Annotated in this window: 17 protein-coding genes and 2 pseudogenes; 7 read left to right on the top strand and 12 right to left on the bottom strand. The window is 39.4% G+C overall.

The window, feature by feature from the left end:
- Positions 1–53 precede the first annotated feature (53 nt).
- Positions 54–272 (top strand): hypothetical protein, encoded by a 219-nt coding sequence (locus tag CMT41_RS02350; protein WP_057179565.1) that lies wholly within the window; start codon positions 54–56, stop codon positions 270–272.
- 33 nt (positions 273–305) lie between these two features.
- Here the strand turns inward: CMT41_RS02350 and CMT41_RS02345 are convergent, their stop codons facing one another.
- The 4 genes from CMT41_RS02345 to CMT41_RS02330 form a co-directional block, all read right to left on the bottom strand.
- A complete protein-coding gene (locus CMT41_RS02345; protein ID WP_058026239.1) occupies positions 306–488 on the bottom strand; it encodes a hypothetical protein in 183 nt (60 codons plus the stop codon).
- A gap of 725 nt (positions 489–1213) precedes the next feature.
- The gene (gene typA / locus CMT41_RS02340) at positions 1214–3031 is read right to left on the bottom strand and encodes a translational GTPase TypA (protein ID WP_058026238.1); all 1818 of its coding nucleotides are present in this window, start codon (positions 3029–3031) and stop codon (positions 1214–1216) included.
- A 290-nt stretch (positions 3032–3321) separates the two neighbouring features.
- A complete protein-coding gene (locus CMT41_RS02335) occupies positions 3322–4848 on the bottom strand; it encodes a S10 family peptidase (protein WP_058026237.1) in 1527 nt (508 codons plus the stop codon).
- A 242-nt stretch (positions 4849–5090) separates the two neighbouring features.
- The gene (locus CMT41_RS02330) at positions 5091–7115 is read right to left on the bottom strand and encodes a methyl-accepting chemotaxis protein (protein WP_058026236.1); all 2025 of its coding nucleotides are present in this window, start codon (positions 7113–7115) and stop codon (positions 5091–5093) included.
- Positions 7116–7304: 189 nt separating this feature from the next.
- On the opposite strand from CMT41_RS02330, the gene CMT41_RS02325 reads away from it, so the two are divergent.
- From CMT41_RS02325 to CMT41_RS02305, 5 genes are all read left to right on the top strand, one after another.
- Complete coding sequence (locus CMT41_RS02325; RefSeq protein WP_058026235.1) at positions 7305–8783, top strand: COG3014 family protein; 1479 nt, start codon at positions 7305–7307, stop codon at positions 8781–8783.
- 35 nt (positions 8784–8818) lie between these two features.
- Positions 8819–9322 carry a YcfL family protein gene (locus tag CMT41_RS02320; protein ID WP_232299997.1) on the top strand — a complete coding sequence of 168 codons (504 nt, stop codon included), beginning with the start codon at positions 8819–8821 and terminating at the stop codon, positions 9320–9322.
- Between the two features lie 107 nt (positions 9323–9429).
- Entirely contained in the window at positions 9430–10032 is a 603-nt protein-coding gene (gene lpoB / locus CMT41_RS02315; protein WP_058026234.1) for a penicillin-binding protein activator LpoB, read from the top strand.
- 31 nt (positions 10033–10063) lie between these two features.
- Positions 10064–10546 carry a glycine zipper 2TM domain-containing protein gene (locus tag CMT41_RS02310; RefSeq protein WP_058026233.1) on the top strand — a complete coding sequence of 161 codons (483 nt, stop codon included), beginning with the start codon at positions 10064–10066 and terminating at the stop codon, positions 10544–10546.
- 422 nt (positions 10547–10968) lie between these two features.
- Entirely contained in the window at positions 10969–11424 is a 456-nt protein-coding gene (locus tag CMT41_RS02305) for an REP-associated tyrosine transposase (protein WP_058026232.1), read from the top strand.
- Positions 11425–11721: 297 nt separating this feature from the next.
- Here the strand turns inward: CMT41_RS02305 and CMT41_RS02300 are convergent.
- Both CMT41_RS02300 and CMT41_RS18455 read right to left on the bottom strand, forming a co-directional pair.
- Positions 11722–12615: pseudogene (locus tag CMT41_RS02300) on the bottom strand (UDP-N-acetylglucosamine 4,6-dehydratase family protein); the annotation flags it as partial.
- Positions 12576–12839 (bottom strand): annotated as a pseudogene (locus CMT41_RS18455) (IS21 family transposase); the annotation flags it as partial. The pseudogenes CMT41_RS18455 and CMT41_RS02300, both read right to left, overlap by 40 nt.
- Before the next feature lie 337 nt (positions 12840–13176).
- Here CMT41_RS18455 and CMT41_RS02295 point away from each other — a divergent pair.
- Entirely contained in the window at positions 13177–13632 is a 456-nt protein-coding gene (locus CMT41_RS02295; protein ID WP_057179557.1) for an REP-associated tyrosine transposase, read from the top strand.
- Between the two features lie 378 nt (positions 13633–14010).
- Here the strand turns inward: CMT41_RS02295 and CMT41_RS02290 are convergent, their stop codons facing one another.
- From CMT41_RS02290 to CMT41_RS02265, 6 genes are all read right to left on the bottom strand, one after another.
- Complete coding sequence (locus CMT41_RS02290; RefSeq protein ID WP_058026231.1) at positions 14011–15966, bottom strand: polysaccharide biosynthesis protein; 1956 nt, start codon at positions 15964–15966, stop codon at positions 14011–14013.
- Positions 15967–16137: 171 nt separating this feature from the next.
- Positions 16138–17760 (bottom strand): glucose-6-phosphate isomerase, encoded by a 1623-nt coding sequence (gene pgi / locus CMT41_RS02285; protein WP_058026230.1) that lies wholly within the window; start codon positions 17758–17760, stop codon positions 16138–16140.
- Between the two features lie 225 nt (positions 17761–17985).
- Entirely contained in the window at positions 17986–18867 is an 882-nt protein-coding gene (gene galU, locus CMT41_RS02280; RefSeq protein WP_058026229.1) for a UTP--glucose-1-phosphate uridylyltransferase GalU, read from the bottom strand.
- Between the two features lie 35 nt (positions 18868–18902).
- Positions 18903–19919: an NAD-dependent epimerase gene (locus tag CMT41_RS02275; RefSeq protein ID WP_058026228.1), complete on the bottom strand. Its 1017-nt coding sequence runs from the start codon at positions 19917–19919 to the stop codon at positions 18903–18905.
- 393 nt (positions 19920–20312) lie between these two features.
- Positions 20313–21479 carry a nucleotide sugar dehydrogenase gene (locus CMT41_RS02270; protein WP_058026227.1) on the bottom strand — a complete coding sequence of 389 codons (1167 nt, stop codon included), beginning with the start codon at positions 21477–21479 and terminating at the stop codon, positions 20313–20315.
- 27 nt (positions 21480–21506) lie between these two features.
- The gene (locus CMT41_RS02265; protein ID WP_058026226.1) at positions 21507–22073 is read right to left on the bottom strand and encodes a sugar transferase; all 567 of its coding nucleotides are present in this window, start codon (positions 22071–22073) and stop codon (positions 21507–21509) included.
- Positions 22074–22100 lie beyond the last annotated feature (27 nt).

The following is a 22100-nucleotide window of genomic DNA, read 5'->3' as shown; positions in this document are numbered from 1 at the left end:
ATCAATTTGCTAGCATGATGCTAGTAGACAGTGAATTAACAGGGGAGTATTAGATGGCAATTCAAGGTTCAGCGGGCAATGTCATTGCCGCTATTTGTAATGTCTTTTTTCCAGGCTTGGGGCAACTAGTACAAGGCAGGTTTATAGCAGCAATAATTTTTGCCATTGTTTGTGTGGTTGGTTATGCCCTCTGGTGGATGGTGATTCCAGCAATTATTGCTGGAATATTTCACTTATGGTCAATCATAGATGCAGCTACTTACAAAAACTAACATTAATAACGCTTTGCTTGATAGGAAATCCTATCAACCAAAGCGAGCAGCGGCAATAAAACTAACCTGCTCATTTTTAGTTATTGGCTCTGCGTCATCATAACGGTTAATTTCCGCCAATAAAGCTGAAAGTTGCTGTATTTGTTGTGGGTTAGCTTTACCTTGACTGAAAATTTGGCTTAGCTCTTGCAATTGTTTTAATTGTGCTGGGGACATAATCCAATTCCTTTTGTTGGGAAATAAAGCAGTACCTTATTTGCTGCTGATTAACACTAAGCGTAGTTACAAAAAAACAACTCTGCCGCTTTATTTTTAAAGCATAAGTAACAAAATATTAATATAGTCTTAACTTGATTCTATTTAAGCCTACCAAACAGTCACTTAGCAAAAGTACAACTCGCCCATGATTGATTAGACTACAACAATTGCAGAGATGTCTTACAAGAATGACAAGGGCTTAAAAGAAGGTTTGCTCGTTAAATAGGGATTAGTGACGTTTAAAGTCATTGCCTAGACATGCTGTTTTCGTGACACCCGTGCATCCTGTATTACCTTTAGATATACGCTCCTTGTCGTCAGGACACCGCGACATACCGTACACCCTTGGCTCACTCTAGACATCAGGACAATTGCTCCGGATAATTGCTCCTGCATTATCTAATAAGGTACTTCCTGTACCGTCTGCATTGTCTTCTAAGTTACATCCATGTAACGTCTGCATTGTCTTCTAAGTTACATCCATGTAACGTCTGTCTTCATGACACTGTACATCCTGTACATACACGCTCTTTGTCGTCCTGACACCGCGACATACCGTACATCCTGTACATACACGCTCTTTGTCGTCCTGACACCGCGACATACCGTACATCCTGTACATAAAAAAACGCCTAGTACTTTCGTAATAGGCGTTTTTTAATTTTCTTAAAGGTGGTCAATAATTACTTAATTGATCTGCCATCACGTTTACGTTCATTCTCTTTTAAGAACTTCTTACGTATACGAATATTCTTAGGTGTTACTTCAACCAACTCATCGTTATCAATAAACTCTAATGCTTGCTCTAAAGTCATATTAATTGCTGGAGTTAAGGTTTGTGCTTCATCAGTACCTGAAGAACGTACGTTAGTTAACTGCTTGCCTCTAAGTACGTTAACCGTTAAATCGTTATCACGGCTATGAATACCAACAATTTGACCTTCATACACTTCAACACCATGACCAATCATCATACGGCCACGAGATTGTAAGTTAAAGATAGCGTTAGTCAGTGCTTTACCAGTAGCGTTAGCAACCATTACACCATTTTTACGTTGGCCAATTTCACCACCCTTATGAGGACCATATTCGAAGAAGGTATGGTAAATCAAACCAGAGCCTGAAGTCATGGTCATAAATTCAGTTTGGAAACCGATTAAACCACGACTTGGCATGATGAAGTCCATGCGAATACGACCCGTACCATCAGGTGCCATATCCGTTAATTCAGCTTTACGGATACCCATTGTTTCCATGACAGCACCCTGATGTTGCTCTTCAACATCAATAGTTACCGTTTCATAGGGTTCTTGTAATTCGCCATCAATTTCACGAACAATGACTTCAGGACGAGATACCGCTAGCTCAAAACCTTCACGACGCATGTTTTCAATTAAAATACCTAAATGAAGCTCACCACGACCTGATACTTTAAATTTATCAGGATCTGGTAGTTCCTCAACACGTAATGCTACGTTATGGACTAATTCTTTATCTAGACGCTCTTTAATATTACGTGAAGTAACATACTTACCTTCTTTACCACAAAATGGTGAAGTATTTACTTGGAAAGTCATGTTGATAGTCGGTTCATCAATAGATAGCAGCGGTAAACCTTCAACATCGCTCGGACAACAAACCGTATCCGAAATTTTCAACTCACCTAAACCAGTAACAGCAACAATATCACCCGCAAAACCTTCAGGCATGTCATAACGTTCTAGACCTAAGTAACCAAATACTTTACCAACTTTGGCGTTATGTATACCGCCGTTAGCAAGTTTAACCGTTACTTGTTGATTTGGTTTAACACTACCACGTTGAATGCGACCAACACCGATTACACCCAAGTATGAGCTATAATCAAGTTGTGAAATTTGCATTTGGAAAGAACCATCAGGGTCTACATTAGGCACAGGTACTTCTGCGATAATAGTATCAAATAAAGGACTCATATCCGTACCAATGACACCTTCTTCAAGAGAAGCCCAACCATTGATTGCTGAAGTGTAAACAACTTTAAAGTCTAGTTGTTCATCCGTAGCACCAAGTTTATCAAATAAGTCGAACACTTGATCCATAACCCAATCAGGGCGAGAACCTGGCTTATCAACTTTATTGATAACAAGAATTGGTTTTAAACCTTGAGCAAAGGCTTTCTTCGTCACAAAACGCGTTTGCGGCATAGGGCCTTCTTGTGCATCAACAATCAATAGTACAGAATCGACCATTGACATTACACGCTCTACTTCACCACCAAAATCGGCATGACCAGGAGTATCAACAATATTTATACGGTAGTCGCCCCAGTTAACAGCGGTATTTTTAGCTAAAATAGTGATACCACGTTCTTTTTCAATATCATTTGAATCCATAACACGTTCGTCATGGCCTCCACGTGAATCTAAAGTACCTGATTGCTCAAGTAATTTATCAACTAAAGTGGTTTTTCCGTGGTCAACGTGGGCAATAATTGCCACATTTCTTAATTTATCTAACACTGGCTTTACTCGCTGTTACTATCGTTTATCGCTACTTCAGCGGATTAACGAAATAGGGCTATAATTTTGCGCGCATTATACAGATATTTAGGCTAAAAAGGAATCAATATCCGCTTTTATTAATTATAATAGTGGCTCTTTTATATCATAAAGTGGACTATTATTTTTTTGGAAATAATGTAACCTAGTGCTGACAAACCCCTCAAGCTAATCCGCCCCTCACGAGGCATAAAAAAAGCCTACTGAATTAACTCAGTAAGCTTTTTTTTAAATGAACTTTAACGGGTAAATTAATACTTAGCTGCTTGCCCTTTAGCCGGTAAGCTTTGTTTAATAAACTGACGAATATCTTGATTAGCTTGTCGTAAATCTTCATGGCGTAAATACATCATATGGCCACTTTCATAACCTTTAAATGACAACCTGTCTTTCATCAAACCACTGGGATCTAATTGCCATAAAGTATATTTTGCATCGAAGTAATTAGTGGCACCGTCAAAGTAACCTGATTGAATCATCACGTGTAAGTAAGGGTTTTGCGCCATAGCAAAACGTAATCCTTCACCGGTGTTATTACCGGTACGATCCCATGGGTGAACATCACCAAACATGTTATATTTAATGTCGGTTTTATACTGTAACTCTTCTCGTAAATAATAGTTAATCGCCGGAGTGAAACTGTGCAACCAAGAGCTTAATTCCGCATTATAATCAGGGCTAGCGCCAGCGACTTTTTTATCTATGCCTAAATAACGCGAATCTAAACGACCAATAGTTTGTTTTCTGTCACGTAATAATTCTTTCCAAAAAAAACGGTTATCTACATCTAAGTTATTATTAATAACGGCGCTCACCGATAAACCAGAGTACTGGGCTACTTGCTCAGCGATGTGCTGTTTCTCTTTTGCTGAGATAAAACCGCCTTTGACTAAAGCGGGTAAATACTCACTGAGGGTAAACTGCTCTACTTCTACCAGTAGTTCAGTTAACCGTTTTTGCTGCAGCGCTGGTGTAAGCGCTTGGTGATACCAAGCAGCAGCGGCAAAGTAAGGCAATCGATTCGCCGCTTTGACCGGACCATCGCGTTTAATACCAATATCCGTTGGCGAAACCAAAATCACGCCATTAACGTACATCCACTGACGCGACTGTAATTCTTTCGCCAAACCAGCAACACGGGTAGTGCCATAACTTTCACCAATTAAATATTTAGGTGAACGCCAGCGGTTATTGCGACTAACAAAGGTATTAAGCCATTCAGCTAAGTATTTAACATCGGCATTGACGCCAAAGAACATTTTCTTTTGTTGTTCTTTACTGGGCATTTTACCGTCTTTATCGGGCAATACCCGTGAATAGCCGGTATTAACTGGGTTAACAAAAACAATATCAGCAACATCTAAAATAGAATAAGGATTGGTTTTTACGCCATAAGGTTGTAGCGGGTAACCTTCATTATCGACATTGAGTACTTTCGGGCCAGTATAGGCAACATGCATCCAAACCGAAGCAGAGCCTGGACCGCCATTAAATGAAATCAGCAGTGGCCGTGTAGCGCTATCTTTTATATCACTGCGTTGATAATAGGTATAAAACAAACTGGCAATTGGCTGGCCGTCTTTATCCCACACCGGCTGTGTACCCGTGGTGGCAGTATATTTAAATTTTTTGCCATTGACCTTAGTGCTGTGTTTAGTGACATTTTTCTCATCAATAGCTAATTTACGCTGATATTGGTTTTCAGTACTCGCCAATACCGATTGCACACCAGGTAAACTTAAGGAAATACTTAATAGGACAACTAATATTTTATTCATTAAATTCCACTTGTTATTTTAATCACGTTAAGCTAAAAGCAGCTCTGTCGCACTTAGGCAGCTAAGAGGTTTATTAACAGGTAACTTACCGTGAAGTTAGCATAAATCATATCAAACTACGTTAAGACGAAGGGGAAATAGGTTCAAATGCGTTGCCTGACATTTTTTGAATAAAAACAAGGGTCAACTTGAAAAGACATTACCAGTTAATGACTGCTATCGTTTGTTGTAAAAGCACTTAACTAAGAAACTTTGAAGGTACCAATAGCATCATCTAACTTAGTCGCTAGTTCAGCAACTTGCCTACTATAGCCCAAGGTCGAAGACGACAAGTCACTGCTTTGCTGGCCTAAATCAACCACAGCATCAATGCTCTGTTTTATATCATGACTTAAGCCATTTTGCTGGGTAGCTGACTGCGATATATCTTGGCTCATGACATGCATTTCCTCTATCGCTTGATTGATTAAGGACAATATTGCCAATAGCTCTACCGTATGTTCTTGACAGTTACTTGCTTCATTCTTTCCTTGAATAATATCTGCTACTGCTGTTTTTGTTTGCTCTTGTAACGACTCAATCATGACTTGAATTTCATCGGCCGATGCCTGGGTTCTACTAGCCAATAAACGTACTTCATCAGCAACCACGGCAAAACCTCGACCAGACTCTCCTGCCCTTGCGGCCTCTATCGCCGCATTTAATGCCAACAAATTTGTCTGTGCTGAAATACTTTTAATAACGTCTAATATACCGCTAATATCGAGAGATTTTTGCTGTAAAATAGCCATAACCGCTGAAGTATTATCTAACCTATTGGTTAAATTTTTCATGCGTTCATTGGTAAGTTTGGCAATATTTTCAAGTTTATTACTTTGCGCCATGGCATCAGTCATTTTTTGTTCGGCATTGGTCGCTTTTTGCAAAATATTTTGCGCACTCAGCTCTAAATCATTGGTTTGTGCAGTAGCTTGCATGATGGTTTCTTGTTGCAATGATAACGAAGAGGTCACCTGAGCGGTTTTCTCGCTTGATTGTTCGGCGGCATTGTTGAGTAAATGGGTATAGTTAGAGATATCGGTAATTAAGGTGGTTAAATCGGCAACAACTAAATTAACATTTTTTGACAGCTCACCATATTCATCATCTGATTGCACCCTTAACTGGCGCGATAGATCACCCTTGGCTATTTGCGCTAACACTTTGTTAATGCTTTTTAGTGGCCCTATCATGGTGCGAATAGTAATGGCGGCAATACCGGCACCGACCACAAACAAGACCAGGAAAATAATTATCGTTTCTCTATTGCCTTGCTCCACATGGTCAAATATATCGCCTTGCAATTGTGCTAAATTTTTCGTTAATATTTGCAGAAATATATCAATATCATCACTAGCACGCTTGATATGTTGCGCTGATTTTTTAAAAGCATGATTAAATAAATCACGCTGTTGCAGCTGTGAAATTTTCAAGGTGAATAAATTATTATCACTACGCAGCATCACCTTTGACTGGTTAAACTGCTCAATAAATTGCTCAATCAAGCCACCGGTATCATAATCTTCACCTAGGCGGCTTAAAAAGGTTAATAACTGAGTAATATTATCTAGACCAAAATCAATATCTTGCTGAGCCAGGCTGACTTCCTCAATACTCTTAATGCTCAGTATTACTTTAGTCGCATTGGTTACATTATATAAGTAACCTTCTATTTGACTAGCCGAGCCGATAATCGTATCTATCTGGCGCTGATTGTCGGCATCTTCTAAAAAGGATAGATCCCCCAAAATAGCACTGGCTTCATCTAAAATATTATAGAGCGACTTTTGCTGCTCAGTTAATTGTATGCTGATATTTAGTTGTGCTTTTTTATGAGTAAACATCAGGGCAACGGATTGAGTATAAGCATGATAAGTAGTAGTAAAATGACTTAAATCATCAATAGCGGGAAAGTTAACCAGCATGCTAGTGATTAACTGACTGTTGTTAATGAGTAGTAAGTTTTGTTGAGCAAAGTTCTGTTCAATACGTTCAATGGCACTCACAGTCGGCTGACTGACAATTAGCGCTTCCAGCTTGGCTTGTTTAAGTAATTGCTTTTGCACATTATTCGCATAACTTTGCAGGGGTAAAGCAAAATTATCAACTTTCGCCGTGGCCATTTTAATATCACTTAAAATGCCTACTGAACTAATACTAGAAAATAATAGTAGTAGTAAAATAATGGCAAAACCGATGATAATCTTGTGGCTAATTTTTAATGCCATATTTATACCTTACTTCATTAGCGTAACAGCCAAACTGGCAATTAAATCAATAATGTTATATCAGTATAGACAATAATAGCCAGCCTTTTTCAGCTGAAAGCCCTAGTACTAAACATTAGATTGCAATAACTTACACTTTTTATACAGCGAACGACTTGCTATCTAGTATGAACAAGATAAGCTAACAAAATGCTCAATACTTTTTTAAAAACATCCCTTTATATACTATTATCCCTTGGACTAAGCGGTTGTGCCAGCACTTCATTTAGTGACCTATTTAGTAACTATAACCAGCAAATGCAAAAGGTTAAAAGTGCTCAGCAACGTGGTGATTTTTCACAGGCACTGGCGTTAGTACCTGAGCGCAGTGAAAGTAACGGCACTTACAACTTAAGTTTATTAGAAAAAGCCCGTTTAGAGTTTTTAGCCAGCCAGCATCAACAAAGCCAGCAAGACTTTGCTCAAGTGTATCGACACGTTCAACAAGCAGAGCAAGCGGCTAAAATCCAACTGAGTCGAGGCTTAGAAAATATCGCCGCTGTCATCAGTAACGACAATGCCACCCGCTATGACATTCCCTACTATGAACAGAGTATGTTGCACAGCTACCAAGCATTAAATTACTTAAGTCAGCACGATTTATCCGGTGCCTTAGTAGAAATCAGACGGGCTAACTTGGTGCAGAATAAAGCGTTACGTGCGAACCAAAAAGCACTGTATGATAGTCAGCAAAAAATGGCAAACAAAGGCGTAAGTGCGGCCAGTTTAGCCAGTAAATATCCCTCAATGAGCACCGCTATTGGCGAGGTAAAAAATGGCTTTCAAAATGCCTACACCTTTTATTTATCCGGTGTGCTCTATGAAGCCGCAGGGCAAGCCAATGATGCCTATATAGATTATAAAAAGGCATTAGAAATATACCCAGGCAATGTCACGGTACAACAAGATGTTTGGCGTTTAGCTAACAGTCTTGCTATGGACAATGATATTCAACTTTTTAAAAAACGCTTTGCCGATGACATCACTAAAGGCCTTTCTCAAGGTCATAGTCAAGGTTATAGTCAAGGCATCAGCCAAACAGCACAGCAAAAAAGCCCAAGCGGTCAGTTAGTTGTGCTCGTCGAGCAAGGCATTATCAATAGCAAACAAGAAGTTTCTATCCACCTGCCTATATTTACTAGCCATAACGATGTGCGCTTTTATAGTCTCGCCCTACCCCGATATCAAAATCGCTTGCGCCACTACTCAGGGCTATCATTAAGTTATCAAGGCAAACGCTATCAATCTCAAGAGATCGTGCGCCTGCAATCCCTAGCCGCCAAACAGCTGCAAGATGAAATGCCCGCCATTGTCACCAGACAAGTTATCCGCCTTATCGCCAAAGAAGAAATAAGGCAACAAATGAGCCGCAAAGGTGGTGACATCGGCAATATCCTCGCCGCCATTTATAATATTGCCTCAGAAAAAGCCGATACGCGCAGTTGGAGTACACTACCCGATAGCATACATATACTGCGCATGGATTTTGCCCCAGGTACACATGAAGTAGAAATGAACATCAATGGTAACAAAAGCACGGTCACCTTTGAAATCAACGAAGGCAGGCAAACCTTAATAACATTAACCGCCATTGGTAGTTACACTCATTATCAAAGTATAAACCTGTAAAGCAACGCCCAGTTAACAACATGGAGTATCAAAAAATGAAAAGTAACATGATGACAACTATTGCCGCGACAATTAACACAGCTAGGTCCACAATGATAAACAAACGCAGCTTGTTGTTAGTCGCAGCGTTGTCGACCACATTATTGCTTAGTGCTTGTAAAAATGTACCTCCCGTGACTTCAGGCATGGGCAGTGATCAAATCGCCCCAGGACAAAAATTCAGTAAACACTTACAGCTAGACAATGCTGAGTTAGGCAAAAAACTCCATATAAGTGATATTAGATCACGAAGCCATAATGATTTACTCGAGATAAACCTATCACTCACCAGCACCTATAAAAAATCATTACAGCTACAATATCAATTTCAATGGTTTGATAACGACGGTTTTGTCATTGAAGCGGGTAAAAGCCCTTGGCAATTCCTTGATTTACACGGTATGCAAACCGCAACCGTACCTGGCTTAGCTCCAACAACTAAGGTCGCTTCATTTAGCCTCTATGTGCGGGCAGTGCCGGAGAAATTTTTTAAATTTTAGTTCGTAACATTTAAAGCTGGCTACCCGACAAGACACCTAGGGTATGACGGCAATATAAACGATTTAGCAATACCTAATTAACATTACCCATGTAAAAGGAAATTCAAATGAAAAAACTTATTATGATCACCAGTGTTGCCTTAACACTTACTCTTGTTGCCGGCTGTAGCAATAAATCCGTCGTACGTTATGGCGATGCCACCGCAATAGAAACAACGGATATAAGTTTTGGCTCAACCGACTTACAAAAAGTTGCCAGTCAAATGACAGACTCCTTATTACTATCCCCTGTGGTTGGCACCTTAACCGCAAACTCTCGCCCTATTATTTTTGTTGAAAGCATCAAAAATAAAACCAGTGAACACATCGATACCGAATCAATCACTGATTCTATTGCGACTAAATTACTACGCTCAGGAAAATTTCGCTTTGTTGATATGGACCGTGTCGCCGCAGCCCGTAAACAACTAGAATTCCAACAAAACAGTGGCATGGTTGATACCAATAAAGCCATGCAATTAGGTAAACAAGTGGGCGCGCAATATATGCTTTATGGCAACTTAGCCAGCATTGTTAAGTCTAATAAAGATCAATCAGACGTTTATTACAAATTCACCTTACGGTTAATGGATCTAGAAAGTGGCCTAGTAGAATGGGCTGATGAAACAGAAATTCGTAAAACCAAAGAAAAAGAATTTGTTAGCTGGTAAGCAGCGACAAAGCACTAGCTAAGGAAAAACGATGAAATCGCTATTATTAACAAGTTTAACCCTATTGATGTTCTGCTTTAGTCCGTCAAGTTACGCTGACTATGACAGAAACAAAGCCGTACCGGTTGAAAAAGTACTTTTTGGTACGGTAATCTCGACTAGAAATATTAGTCAGCAAGAGTTGCGACAAGATAAAAATAGCGGTTGGAAAACCTTTGGTGGCGCATTGATTGGCGGCGCCATTGGTAATCAATTTGGTAGTGGTAGTGGCCGTGATATAGCCACGGTACTAGGCGCGGTTATTGGTGGCTCTATTGCCAACAATCGTAGCCAAGGTAAAACGGTAGTTATCCACCTAGTAGAATTAATGATAGAGCTTGATTGTGCCGAGCAACACTGCCAGCAATTTATGGTGATTCAAGACTATGATCAACAGATGGTCTTTCATCAGCAAGATGCGGTAAGAATGATTTACCTTGCCAACGGCAATGTCAGAATAGATAAACAGTTTTAACCCGTAGGCGGGAACTTGTACCCATAACCCGTACGCGGTAATTTAAACCTGTAGGCGGGAATTTATTCGCGCATCTCTTAGGAATTTATTCGCGCAGCACTTGAACTTATTCACGCTGTATCAGTTCACGTTGAACTCATTCACACTTTCAAAAAAGCGCGATTGAAATCCCGCCTACATACACCCGGTACGCGGTAATTTGAACCCGTAGGCGGGAACTTGTTCGCGCATCTCTTAGGAATTTATTCGCGCAGCACTTGAACTTATTCACGCTGTATCAGTTCACGTTGAACTCATTCACACTTTCTAAAATTCTCTATTGAAATCCCGCCTACACAAAAACCCCAATGTGCTTAAAATCCCGCCTACACAAAAATCCCAATGAACTAAACTTATATAACGATTAAATAAATGGAATTATTATGCGTCGCTCTCATCTTTTACGAAAAGGCAGAATATCTCAACCTTTTCATTATTACGTTATAACGTGTATAACCAACAATAGAGAATGCCTTTTCACTGAGCTAGCAAGCGCACAACTAGTTATTCTGCAATTATTAAAACTCGAAGATGAGCAGGCTATCAAAACTATCTGCTATACACTAATGCCAGATCACCTACATTGGCAGTTTCAATTATTAGAAAAACATTCTCTAGCAGAAGTAATTAAACGTATGAAAGGACGAAGTGCCCATGCGATCAACATACAAAAAAATAAACAAGGTAAAGTATGGCAAGCTGATTATTACGAACATCATATAAAGAGTGAAGATGATCTAATTAGTCAAGCAAGGTATATTGTTGCCAACCCCTTAAGAGCAGGCTTGGTTGACAATATTAGTGATTATGCCTTCTGGGATTGTATTTATTTAAAATAAAATGGAGATATGCCCTGTAAGCGGGAACTTGTTCGCGCCAATACCTGTTCGCGATTTCAAAAATGCGCGATTGAAATCCCGCCTACATAAAAATCCCAATGCGATTGAAATCCCGCCTACAAAATGCCCCGTAAGCGGTAATTTGAAACCGTAGGCTACATATACCCGTAACCTGTAGGCGGGAATTTATTCGCGCTAGGAACTTGTTCACGATTTAAAGAATAATAAAAACTTGTTCACGATTTCAAAAATGCGCGATTGAAATCCCGCCTACAAAAAGCGCGATTGAAATCCCGCCTACAAATTCACTGGGGAATTAGCTACTTTCAATTCAATAATCTCAGCGGTTCTTAACGGCTTCTGTTCATTCTGTTGCCAAACCAAATCACAAATACCATCGGTAGGATTAAATCCTGTTGGCGCCTTAAGCAATATCTCACGAATTAACTCATGGTCAAACTCATGGCAGGCATTATCAAGCTTATCTAACAGCGGCTCTAACTCATGCCAGTCAAGCATCACTTCTTGTGCTGACATAATACGTTCATGGTTAGTACCAGTAACGTTATCACCAATTAATAGCTCTTCATAAAGCTTTTCACCGGGTCTAAGGCCGGTACATTTTATTTCAATATCACCTTCAGGATTTTGTGCATCTTTAATAGAGTAACCACTTAAGTGAATAATTTTACTAGCCAAGTCAATTATTTTAACTGAATCGCCCATATCTAAAACAAAGACATCTCCGCCTTTACCCATAGCGCCCGCTTGAATAACTAGCTGAGCCGCTTCAGGAATAGTCATAAAGTAACGAGCAATATCAGGATGCGTTAAAGTCACTGGACCGCCAGCACGAATTTGTTTTCTAAACAGTGGTACTACCGAGCCAGAAGAGCCTAAAACATTACCAAAACGCACCATACAAAAACGGGTCGAATCTTGGGTTTTAGCTAACGCTTGCAAAATCAACTCAGCCATACGCTTAGTAGTACCCATTATATTGGTAGGCCTTACCGCTTTATCGGTAGAAATCAGCACAAAGGTCTCTACCTTGGCATTAATAGCGGCCCTAGCAGCACGGTAGGTACCAAATATATTATTTCTAACACCTTCAACAACATTATGTTCAACTAAAGGCACATGCTTGTATGCTGCAGTATGGTACACCGTTTGTACGGCAAACCTTTTAATCTAGGTTTTGTTTTGAAGAACGCTTGTTGCAGGGAGTGATCATCCCACTTCTCATCAAGCGGCCAGCAAGTGATCCCTAGCTCTGCTGATTTACAGGCATATTTAGACACAATTGACGGTGAAATTGATAAGCTGTTTGCTATCTTTCGATGACTGAGTTTACAGTCGTATTTTAGTCTTAAAATCTCTTTAAGTTTACGCATTGAAATAGGTGCCGTTGGCATGGTTATTCTCATCATCAAAAATGAAAAGGATAACGGTTAAAAACACCTACTGGTTAGACAAAAAAGTGTAAAAATTGAACGATACCATTCAAGCCGATCACTCAATACCATTTTGACCGAAAAGTGATCGGCATCGATGGTATTGAGTGATCGCGATGGATAGTATTAGGTGATCGGCTTAGATGGTATTAGGTGATCGCTATGCATGAGAATATGCAACCTGTTCGCACCTACAAAATACACGATTTAAATCCTACAAAAAGCGCGATTGAAATCCCGCCTACATAAAAATCCCAATGTACTAAACTTATACAACGATTAAATAAATGGAATTATTATGCGTCGCTCTCATCTTTTACGAAAAGGCAGAATATCTCAACCTTTTCATTATTACGTTATAACGTGTATAACCAACAATAGAGAATGCCTTTTCACTGAGCTAGCAAGCGCACAACTAGTTATTCTGCAATTATTAAAACTCGAAGATGAGCAGGCTATCAAAACTATCTGCTATACACTAATGCCAGATCACCTACATTGGCAGTTTCAATTATTAGAAAAACATTCTCTAGCAGAAGTAATTAAACGTATGAAAGGACGAAGTGCGCAAGCGATCAACATACAAAAAAACAAACAAGGTAAAGTATGGCAAGCTGATTATTACGAACATCATATAAAGAGTGAAGATGATCTAATTAGTCAAGCAAGGTATATTGTTGCCAATCCCTTAAGAGCAGGCTTGGTTGACAATATTAGTGATTATGCCTTCTGGGATTGTATTTATTTAAAATAAAATGGAAATATCCCCTGTACAATCATGCGCGATTTCAAAAATGCGCGATTGAAATCCCGCCTACAAATGCCCCGTAAGCGGTAATTTATTCGCGCTAGGAACTTGTTCACGATTTAAAGAATAATAGAAACTTGTTCGCGATTTAAAGAATAATAGAAACTTGTTCACGATTTCAAAAAAGCGCGATTGAAATCCCGCCTACATATGCCCCGTAAGCGGTAATTTGAAACCGTAGGCTACATATACCCGTAACCTGTAGCGGGAATTTATTCGCGCTGGGAACTTGTTCGCGATTTAAAGAATAATAGAAACCTGTTCGTGATTTCAAAAATGCGCGATTGAAATCACGCCAACAAAAATGCGCGATTAAAATCCCGCCTACAAATTTACTGGGGAGTTAGCTACTTTCAATTCAATAATGTCAGCGGTTCTTAACGGCTTCTGTTCATTCTGTTGCCAAACCAAATCACAAATACCATCGGTAGGATTAAATCCTGTTGGCGCCTTAAGTAATATCTCACGAATTAACTCATGGTCAAACTCATGGCAGGCATTATCAAGCTTATCTAACAGCGGCTCTAACTCATGCCAGTCAAGCATCACTTCTTGTGCTGACATAATACGTTCATGGTTAGTACCAGTAACGTTATCACCAATTAATAACTCTTCATAAAGCTTTTCACCGGGTCTAAGGCCGGTACATTTTATTTCAATATCACCTTCAGGATTTTGTGCATCTTTAATAGAGTAACCACTTAAGTGAATAATTTTACTAGCCAAGTCAATTATTTTAACTGAATCGCCCATATCTAAGACAAAGACATCTCCGCCTTTACCCATAGCGCCCGCTTGAATAACTAGCTGAGCAGCTTCCGGAATAGTCATAAAGTAACGAGTAATATCAGGATGCGTTAATGTCACTGGACCGCCAGCACGAATTTGTTTTCTAAACAGTGGTACTACCGAGCCAGAAGAGCCTAAAACATTACCAAAACGCACCATACAAAAACGGGTCGAATCTTGGGTTTTAGCTAACGCTTGCAAAATCAACTCAGCCATACGCTTAGTAGTGCCCATTATATTGGTAGGCCTTACCGCTTTATCGGTAGAAATCAGCACAAAGGTCTCTACCTTGGCATTAATAGCGGCCCTAGCAGCACGGTAGGTACCAAATATATTATTTCTAACACCTTCAACAACATTATGTTCAACTAAAGGCACATGCTTGTATGCTGCAGTATGGTACACCGTTTGTACGGCAAAGCTTTTCATCACGGTTTCAATACGATTCACTCTTTGCACTGAGCCCATAAGCGGAAATATATCCACAGTTAAGTCATGCGCTTGCTTAAACTCATTAAGCTCTTTATCAATGGTGTACAAAGCAAATTCTGATAGATCAAACAACACTAGTTTAGTGGGTTTCAATTGAATAATTTGACGACACAACTCAGAGCCAATAGAGCCACCCGCGCCAGTAACCATAACCACTTTACCGGCAATATCAGCATTCATTAATTCAGGTTTTGGGGCAACAGCATCACGCCCGAGTAAATCTTCAACACCAACATCTTTAAACTCTTCAAGTTTGGTTTTTCCTTGCACTATATCAGCCATACCAGGAATCGTTAATACTTGCACGCCAAGTGAGTCAATTTTACTTAATACGTCTTTGCGCCGCGATCTTGAAGCACTAGGCATGGCCAACAGTATTTTTTCAACGTTGTTAGTGGCAATGAGTTCCGGAATTTCATCCGCACAATACACCCGTAAACCTTGAATATTATGCCCATGCAAGGTTTTATCATCATCAATAAAAGCCACCGCGTGATATTCAGGCCCTTGTGTTAATGCCGTTGCCAACTGCCTGCCTGAAGAGCCAGCGCCATAAATTAATACCGAAGACTTTTTATGCCAACGCTGGTGGCCTATTAACATCCGCACAAATAACCTTGAGCCGCCAACAAATATTAGACACAGGCACATAAAGATAAAGGGTACGGTTCTGGGAGTCCACGCAGTGAATAAGAAGGAAAACAGCACAAAAAACACCGCAGAAATAAAACTACCCGCGATGATAGCCGAGACCACTTGCACATTCATATAACGCAATACGGCCCGATAAAGACCTAATTTTACAAAAGCGAGTAAACTTAACGGTAAAACACCGGCAAAAATGAGCCAATAATCTGGATTAAATAGCGGAGAAAAGCTTTCCAGGCGCATAAAAAATGCTAGCCAAAAAGCACAAAATAAAAATACTGAATCTATTAACAACGAAATGGCACGTTTATACGGCCGGGGTAAACTCAAAACAGACTTAATCAACGACACTTACAGCTTCCTTTTATTACTAACATCTACTTCCCTTCATAAGGCTGGCATTATAAACCAAGTTGCTAAGTTATTGCACATATATACTGCAACTAAATTGTTACCTACTCCGCTATTTCAATAACAGCATGATGCGATCAACTATCGCCGACCTTGTACTTAGTTCAATGCTTATGATTTATTAAGGGAAAGATTAAAACGTTTTATTAAGTTTTGGCTTGAGGCAGACAGCATCGATGTGTCGCCACCATTCATCGCAGACAGAATAATGTTCCCTAGTTGCTTTCCTAATTCAACGCCCCATTGATCAAAAGAATTCAACTGCCAAATAACACCTTGAACAAAAATTTTATGCTCATAAAGCGCAAGTAATCCGCCTAAGTTTTCAGGGGACATTTCGCCAAGTAATAAGGTATTACTTGGCGTGTTACCTTTCATTGTTTTATGAGCAGCAAGGCGAGAAATTTCTTCACTCATAACACCTGCGGCGGCAAGTTCATCTTCAACTTCGGTTATTGTTTTACCGCGCATCAACGCTTCACTTTGTGCAAAACAATTAGCAACAAGTATTTGATGATGTGCTGGTAAGTCGCTAGTCCCTTTTAAACAAACAATAAAATCAGTAGGAATAATTTCATCACTTTGATGCATCAATTGCATAAATGCATGTTGTGCGTTTGTACCTTCCTGACCAAAAACTATCGGCGCAGTTTTCCAAGCAAGCTTTTCGCCTGAATTTGACACAGACTTACCATTACTCTCCATATCCGTTTGTTGTAAGTAACCGGGTAAAGCCCGTAAAGAATGGTCATAGGGTAAAATAGCTAAGTTTGAATACTGCAAGGCATTACGATTCCAAATACCTAGTAATGCCATCAATACGGGCATATTCTGCTCAAAGGGTGTGTTTTGAAAATGCTGATCCATCTCATAAGCACCTTGCTTGAGTTTTTTGAAATTTTCATTCCCTATAACTAATGCCAGCGGTAACGCTACAGCAGACCAAAGAGAAAAGCGTCCACCTACCCAATCCCACATAGGTAAAATATTTTTCTTTAAAAGACCAAACTCAGTAGCTTTAACAATATTAGTACTAACGGCAAACCATTGCTTTTCAATAATACTAGCGTCCGCAGAATTCTTAAGCATCCAGTTTTTAACGGCGAGTGCATTCAACAGGGTTTCTTGAGTAGTAAATGTTTTAGAAATAACAACAACAAGCGTAGTAGCCGCGTTGAGCTTAGTTAATTTTTCTTCAACGGCTGCACCATCAACATTGGCGATAACATGGGCATTCAAACCCGTAATATGGAAAGGTGTTAACGCAGAAAGCGCCACTTTAATGCCGTAATAAGAGCCACCAATACCAATGGCAATAATATCGGTGAACTTTTCACCTGAGGCGGATAATAATGCCCCAGAGCTAATGTCATCAACAATCTCATGCATGTACTGCTCAGTGGCAATAACTTGGTCAGCGTTAGCACCGAGTATTTTTCGTTTGATTTCATCAGGAGAGCGAAGAACGGTATGAAGTACTGCGCGATTTTCGGTGTTGTTAATCATTTCACCAGAGAACTGTGCTTTAATTTTATCTGCTAATTTCGACGTTGTAGCTAACTCAAAAAGTTGATTTAGCTCTTCGTTAGTAATATTTTGTTTAGAGAAATCGAGGTAAAGACCTGAAGTACTGATAGAATAATTTTCAACGCGGTCCGCATCACCAGAGAATAAAGAAATAATTGAGCGAGATTGTGCAACTTTTGATAATTGCGATAAAGAAGAAATATCCATATTTTTATTATTTATTATTTATTATTTATTAAGGAGTTAAACCTTGTAGATATAATCAAACTGTAAAGAGTTACTTATCTTGTGATACCACTAATAACAGTCACCTTGAACAAGCCACTATTTCCCTGAACCAAACGCCGTCATTCTGAGCGAGTTTAAAGCAGCAAACACAAACACCAGATACTGAAATAAAACCCAGGATCTGGTGTAAGAAATCAGTCGTTTTTATGCCATCAATTCAGACAAATAAGCCCTAAAATCATCTCCTAACTCAGGGTGACGTAAACCATATTCAACATTCGCTTTCATATAACCAAGCTTAGAACCACAATCGTGTGATTTACCCGTCATATGAAACGCTTCTACGGTTTCAAGTTTCATTAACATAGCAATTGCATCGGTCAGTTGAATTTCATCGCCAGCACCCGGAGGGGTAAATTCTAACAAGTCCCAAATTTTCGCTGATAAGACATATCGCCCAACAACGGCTAAGTTAGAAGGCGCTTCATCTACAGGCGGTTTTTCCACAACAGCAGTCATCGCTTTTGATTCACCTGGAGCAAGTTGGTGACCTTCACAATCTGCAACACCATAATTACTCACCATTGCCATAGGAACGGGTTCAACCATAATTTGGCTATGGCCAACTTCATTAAAGCGAGCTAACATTGCTGCTAAATTTTCAGTTTTCAAATCACTGGTAGCATCATCTAAAATAACATCAGGTAATACCACAACAAACGGTGAGTCACCAATGATTGGACGTGCTTTTAACACCGCATGACCTAGGCCTTTTGCTTCACCTTGACGTACATGCATAATAGTAACGCCCTTAGGGCATATAGCCTGAATTTCTTCGAGTAACTGACGTTTCACCCGGTTTTCTAGGGTAGTTTCAAGTTCGAAAGATTTATCAAAGTGATTCTCAATGGCATTTTTAGATGAATGCGTCACTAAAACGATTTCTTTAATGCCGGCAGCAACACACTCATTCACTATGTATTGAATCATTGGTTTATCAACAATGGGCAACATTTCTTTTGGTATCGCTTTAGTAGCAGGTAGCATACGTGTACCTAAACCTGCGACAGGTATTACAGCTTTCATGTTATTCAACTTCCTCTGTCTGTTATATTTTATATTTATGTTTTATAGAAGTCTTTATACCAAGCGACAAACTCAGCAACACCCTCTTTTACTGTGATCTTAGGGGTATAATTTGTCACCTTAAACAAGTCTTGAGTATCAGCATAGGTTTGATAGACATCACCAGCCTGCATTTCACGGAAATTCTTCTTCGCTTCAATGCCTAATTCATCTTCAATAGCTTTAACAAAGTCCATTAATCTAATCGGTGAGCCGTGACCAATATTATATATTGAATAGGGTGCTGAACTAGTAGCAGGGCTACCACTCTCAACTTTCCATTTATCATTACGCTCTGGGATCACATCGGCAATACGAATAACGCCTTCAACAATATCATTTACATGAGTGAAGTCACGCCACATATCACCATTATTATTAATGTCGATGGTATCGCCATTCAATATTTTTTTAGTGAAAATGTAAGGAGCCATATCAGGGCGACCCCATGAGCCATAAACAGTGAAAAATCGCAAACCTGTGGTGGGTATATTATATAAATGCGAATAGCTATGAGCCATTAATTCATTAGACTTTTTAGTCGCCGCATAAAGTGACACCGGGTGGTCAACCGTATCCGAGGTTGCAAAAGGAACTTTTGAATTTAACCCATACACAGAAGAAGATGATGCATAAACTAAATGCTGCACATTATTATGCCGACAGCCTTCTAAAATAGTTAAGTGCCCAATCAAGTTACTATCTGCATACGCCATTGGATTTTCGATAGAGTAACGTACACCTGCCTGTGCGGCTAAATGAATAACACGGTCAAATTTTTCATCACAAAACAGTGTTGCAATACCTGCTCTATCGGCTAAATCCATTTTAACAAACGTAAATAAACCAGACTCGACAAATTTATCTAAATTGGCTAAACGAGCATGCTTTAAACTGACTTCGTAATAATCGTTTAAATTATCAAGTCCAACAACACTATGGCCTTGTTCACATAAACGTTGTGCTACAAAATGGCCAATAAAACCGGCCGCGCCGGTAACTAAATATTTCATTTCTCTTACCTTTTACTAAAATCATTCCCGCGCGATTAAAATCCCGCCTACATACGTCCGCTAACCCCGTACACGGCGATTAAAATCCCGCCTACATATGCCCTGTAACATCGCCTACGGGAATTTATAACCCGTAGGCGGGAACTTGTTCGCACCTACAAAATGTACGATTAAAAGCCCTACATAAAAGCGAGATTAAAATCCCGTCTACATATGCCCGATAACACCGTACGCGGTAATTTATAACCCCGCGATTAAAATCCCCAACCCCGTACACGGTAATTTATAACCTGTAGGCGGGAACTTGTTCGCGCTGCCTTCAAAAAAGCGCGATTAAAATCCCGCCTACATACACCCGTAACCTGTAGGCGGGAACTTGTTCGCGCTAATACCTTAATCACTACCAAACAAATCTCGTGTATAAACTTTATCCACAACATCTAATAATTCATCAACCATACGGTTAGAGACGATTACATCCGACATCGCTTTAAATTCAGCTAAATCTTTAACCACTTTAGAATGGTAAAATTCATCGTCTTTAAGTACAGGCTCAAAAACCACAACCTCAATACCTTTAGCTTTAATACGTTTCATAATACCTTGAATACTTGATGCTCTGAAATTATCAGAGCCCGTTTTCATAATCAAACGATAAATACCCACTATTTTAGGTTTTTTAGCGATAATAGAATCTGCGATAAAATCTTTACGTGTACTATTAGCATCAACAATAGCGCTAATAATATTATTAGGCACGTCTTTATAATTAGCTCTAAGTTGCTTGGTATCTTTCGGTAAGCAATAACCGCCATAACCAAAAGAGGGGTTATTGTAATGAGAGCCTATACGAGGGTCTAAACTTACACCTTCAATAATATGTCGAGAATCTAAACCATGCACTTCCGCATAAGAGTCTAATTCATTAAAGAAGGCGACACGCATGGCAAGATAGGTATTAGAAAACAATTTAACCGCTTCGGCTTCAGTTGAGCGAACAAATAAAACCTCAATATCTTCTTTTACCGCCCCTTGTACCAGTAAGCCGGCAAATATGCGCGCACGCTCTGACTGCTCACCAATGATTATGCGTGAGGGATGTAAATTATCATAAAGTGCACTACCTTCTCGTAAGAACTCTGGTGAAAAGATCAAGCCATCACAACCTAACTCTTCCCTAATACGATGAGTATAACCAACAGGCACTGTAGATTTAATCACCATAACAGCAGATGGGTTAATCGCCATCACATCTTTAATAACGGATTCAACCGATGAGGTATTAAAGTAATTGGTTTCAGGGTCATAATCAGTAGGCGTGGCTATAATGACATAGTCAGCACCGGCATACGCCAACTCTTTATCTAGCGTTGCAGTAAAATTCAGTTCCCGATTTAAAAGAAATTCTGATATTTCAACATCAACAATAGGTGACTCTCTACGATTTAACATTTCAATTTTTTCAGCAATAATATCAACGGCTACAACTTCATTGTGTTGCGCTAACAACATAGCATTTGATAAACCTACGTAACCTGTACCTGCAATAGCAATTTTCATAAATTCCGTCTCTGTTTCCGCTTCTAATTAGTCTTTGGTAACTCTATCACCGCTACCTGCGCCGGTAACAGTTTGAAGTATATATTTAAAATAATCACTAATGGTTAAACTAGCAATCATTTCCTCATCAGTCTTAGCCAGTAATACCGGTGTAGACATATCAATTTTATTTACTTGAGCTAAACCGGTAATACCTGGGCGTACATTATAAACACCACGTGAATCACGTTCAGTAATTAACTCTTCTTGGTTAAATAAATTAGGCCTAGGGCCAACCAAACTCATTTCACCGGTTAATACATTCCACAGTTGCGGCAATTCATCTAACTTTGTTTTTCGTAAAAAATGTCCAAGCTTAGTAATAGATGAACTACTTGCTAAGTGACTGGCAACAGATGCAGTACCAACCGTCATAGTACGAAATTTAATTAGCTTAAAAGGTTTTTTAAAACGGCCAACTCGTTCTTGTATAAAAATAGGTGAGCCGGTATCAAAGTAACCAATTACCGTTAAAACAAGTAAAAAGGGAAAGGCAAATAGAAGCCCAAAAAAGGCACATAAAAAATCTAGTAGTCGAATAAGTAAAATGGTCATGGGGTATCTCTAATTAGGACATAGCCT

The organism is Colwellia sp. MT41, assembly GCF_001444365.1.
Lineage (GTDB): Bacteria > Pseudomonadota > Gammaproteobacteria > Enterobacterales > Alteromonadaceae > Colwellia > Colwellia marinimaniae.
This window is presented reverse-complemented; position numbering and strand designations above follow the sequence as displayed.

Coding starts and splice junctions, on each gene's coding strand:
- CMT41_RS02325 (WP_058026235.1), top strand. CDS start 7,305: ATGCTCAATACTTTTTTAAAAACATCCCTTTATATACTATTATCCCTT.
- CMT41_RS02275 (WP_058026228.1), bottom strand. CDS start 19,919: ATGAAATATTTAGTTACCGGCGCGGCCGGTTTTATTGGCCATTTTGTA.
- CMT41_RS02320 (WP_232299997.1), top strand. CDS start 8,819: ATGAAAAGTAACATGATGACAACTATTGCCGCGACAATTAACACAGCT.
- CMT41_RS02350 (WP_057179565.1), top strand. CDS start 54: ATGGCAATTCAAGGTTCAGCGGGCAATGTCATTGCCGCTATTTGTAAT.
- CMT41_RS02310 (WP_058026233.1), top strand. CDS start 10,064: ATGAAATCGCTATTATTAACAAGTTTAACCCTATTGATGTTCTGCTTT.
- CMT41_RS02295 (WP_057179557.1), top strand. CDS start 13,177: ATGCGTCGCTCTCATCTTTTACGAAAAGGCAGAATATCTCAACCTTTT.
- CMT41_RS02335 (WP_058026237.1), bottom strand. CDS start 4,848: ATGAATAAAATATTAGTTGTCCTATTAAGTATTTCCTTAAGTTTACCT.
- lpoB (WP_058026234.1), top strand. CDS start 9,430: ATGAAAAAACTTATTATGATCACCAGTGTTGCCTTAACACTTACTCTT.
- CMT41_RS02265 (WP_058026226.1), bottom strand. CDS start 22,073: ATGACCATTTTACTTATTCGACTACTAGATTTTTTATGTGCCTTTTTT.
- CMT41_RS02305 (WP_058026232.1), top strand. CDS start 10,969: ATGCGTCGCTCTCATCTTTTACGAAAAGGCAGAATATCTCAACCTTTT.
- galU (WP_058026229.1), bottom strand. CDS start 18,867: ATGAAAGCTGTAATACCTGTCGCAGGTTTAGGTACACGTATGCTACCT.
- CMT41_RS02270 (WP_058026227.1), bottom strand. CDS start 21,479: ATGAAAATTGCTATTGCAGGTACAGGTTACGTAGGTTTATCAAATGCT.
- pgi (WP_058026230.1), bottom strand. CDS start 17,760: ATGGATATTTCTTCTTTATCGCAATTATCAAAAGTTGCACAATCTCGC.
- CMT41_RS02330 (WP_058026236.1), bottom strand. CDS start 7,115: ATGGCATTAAAAATTAGCCACAAGATTATCATCGGTTTTGCCATTATT.
- CMT41_RS02345 (WP_058026239.1), bottom strand. CDS start 488: ATGTCCCCAGCACAATTAAAACAATTGCAAGAGCTAAGCCAAATTTTC.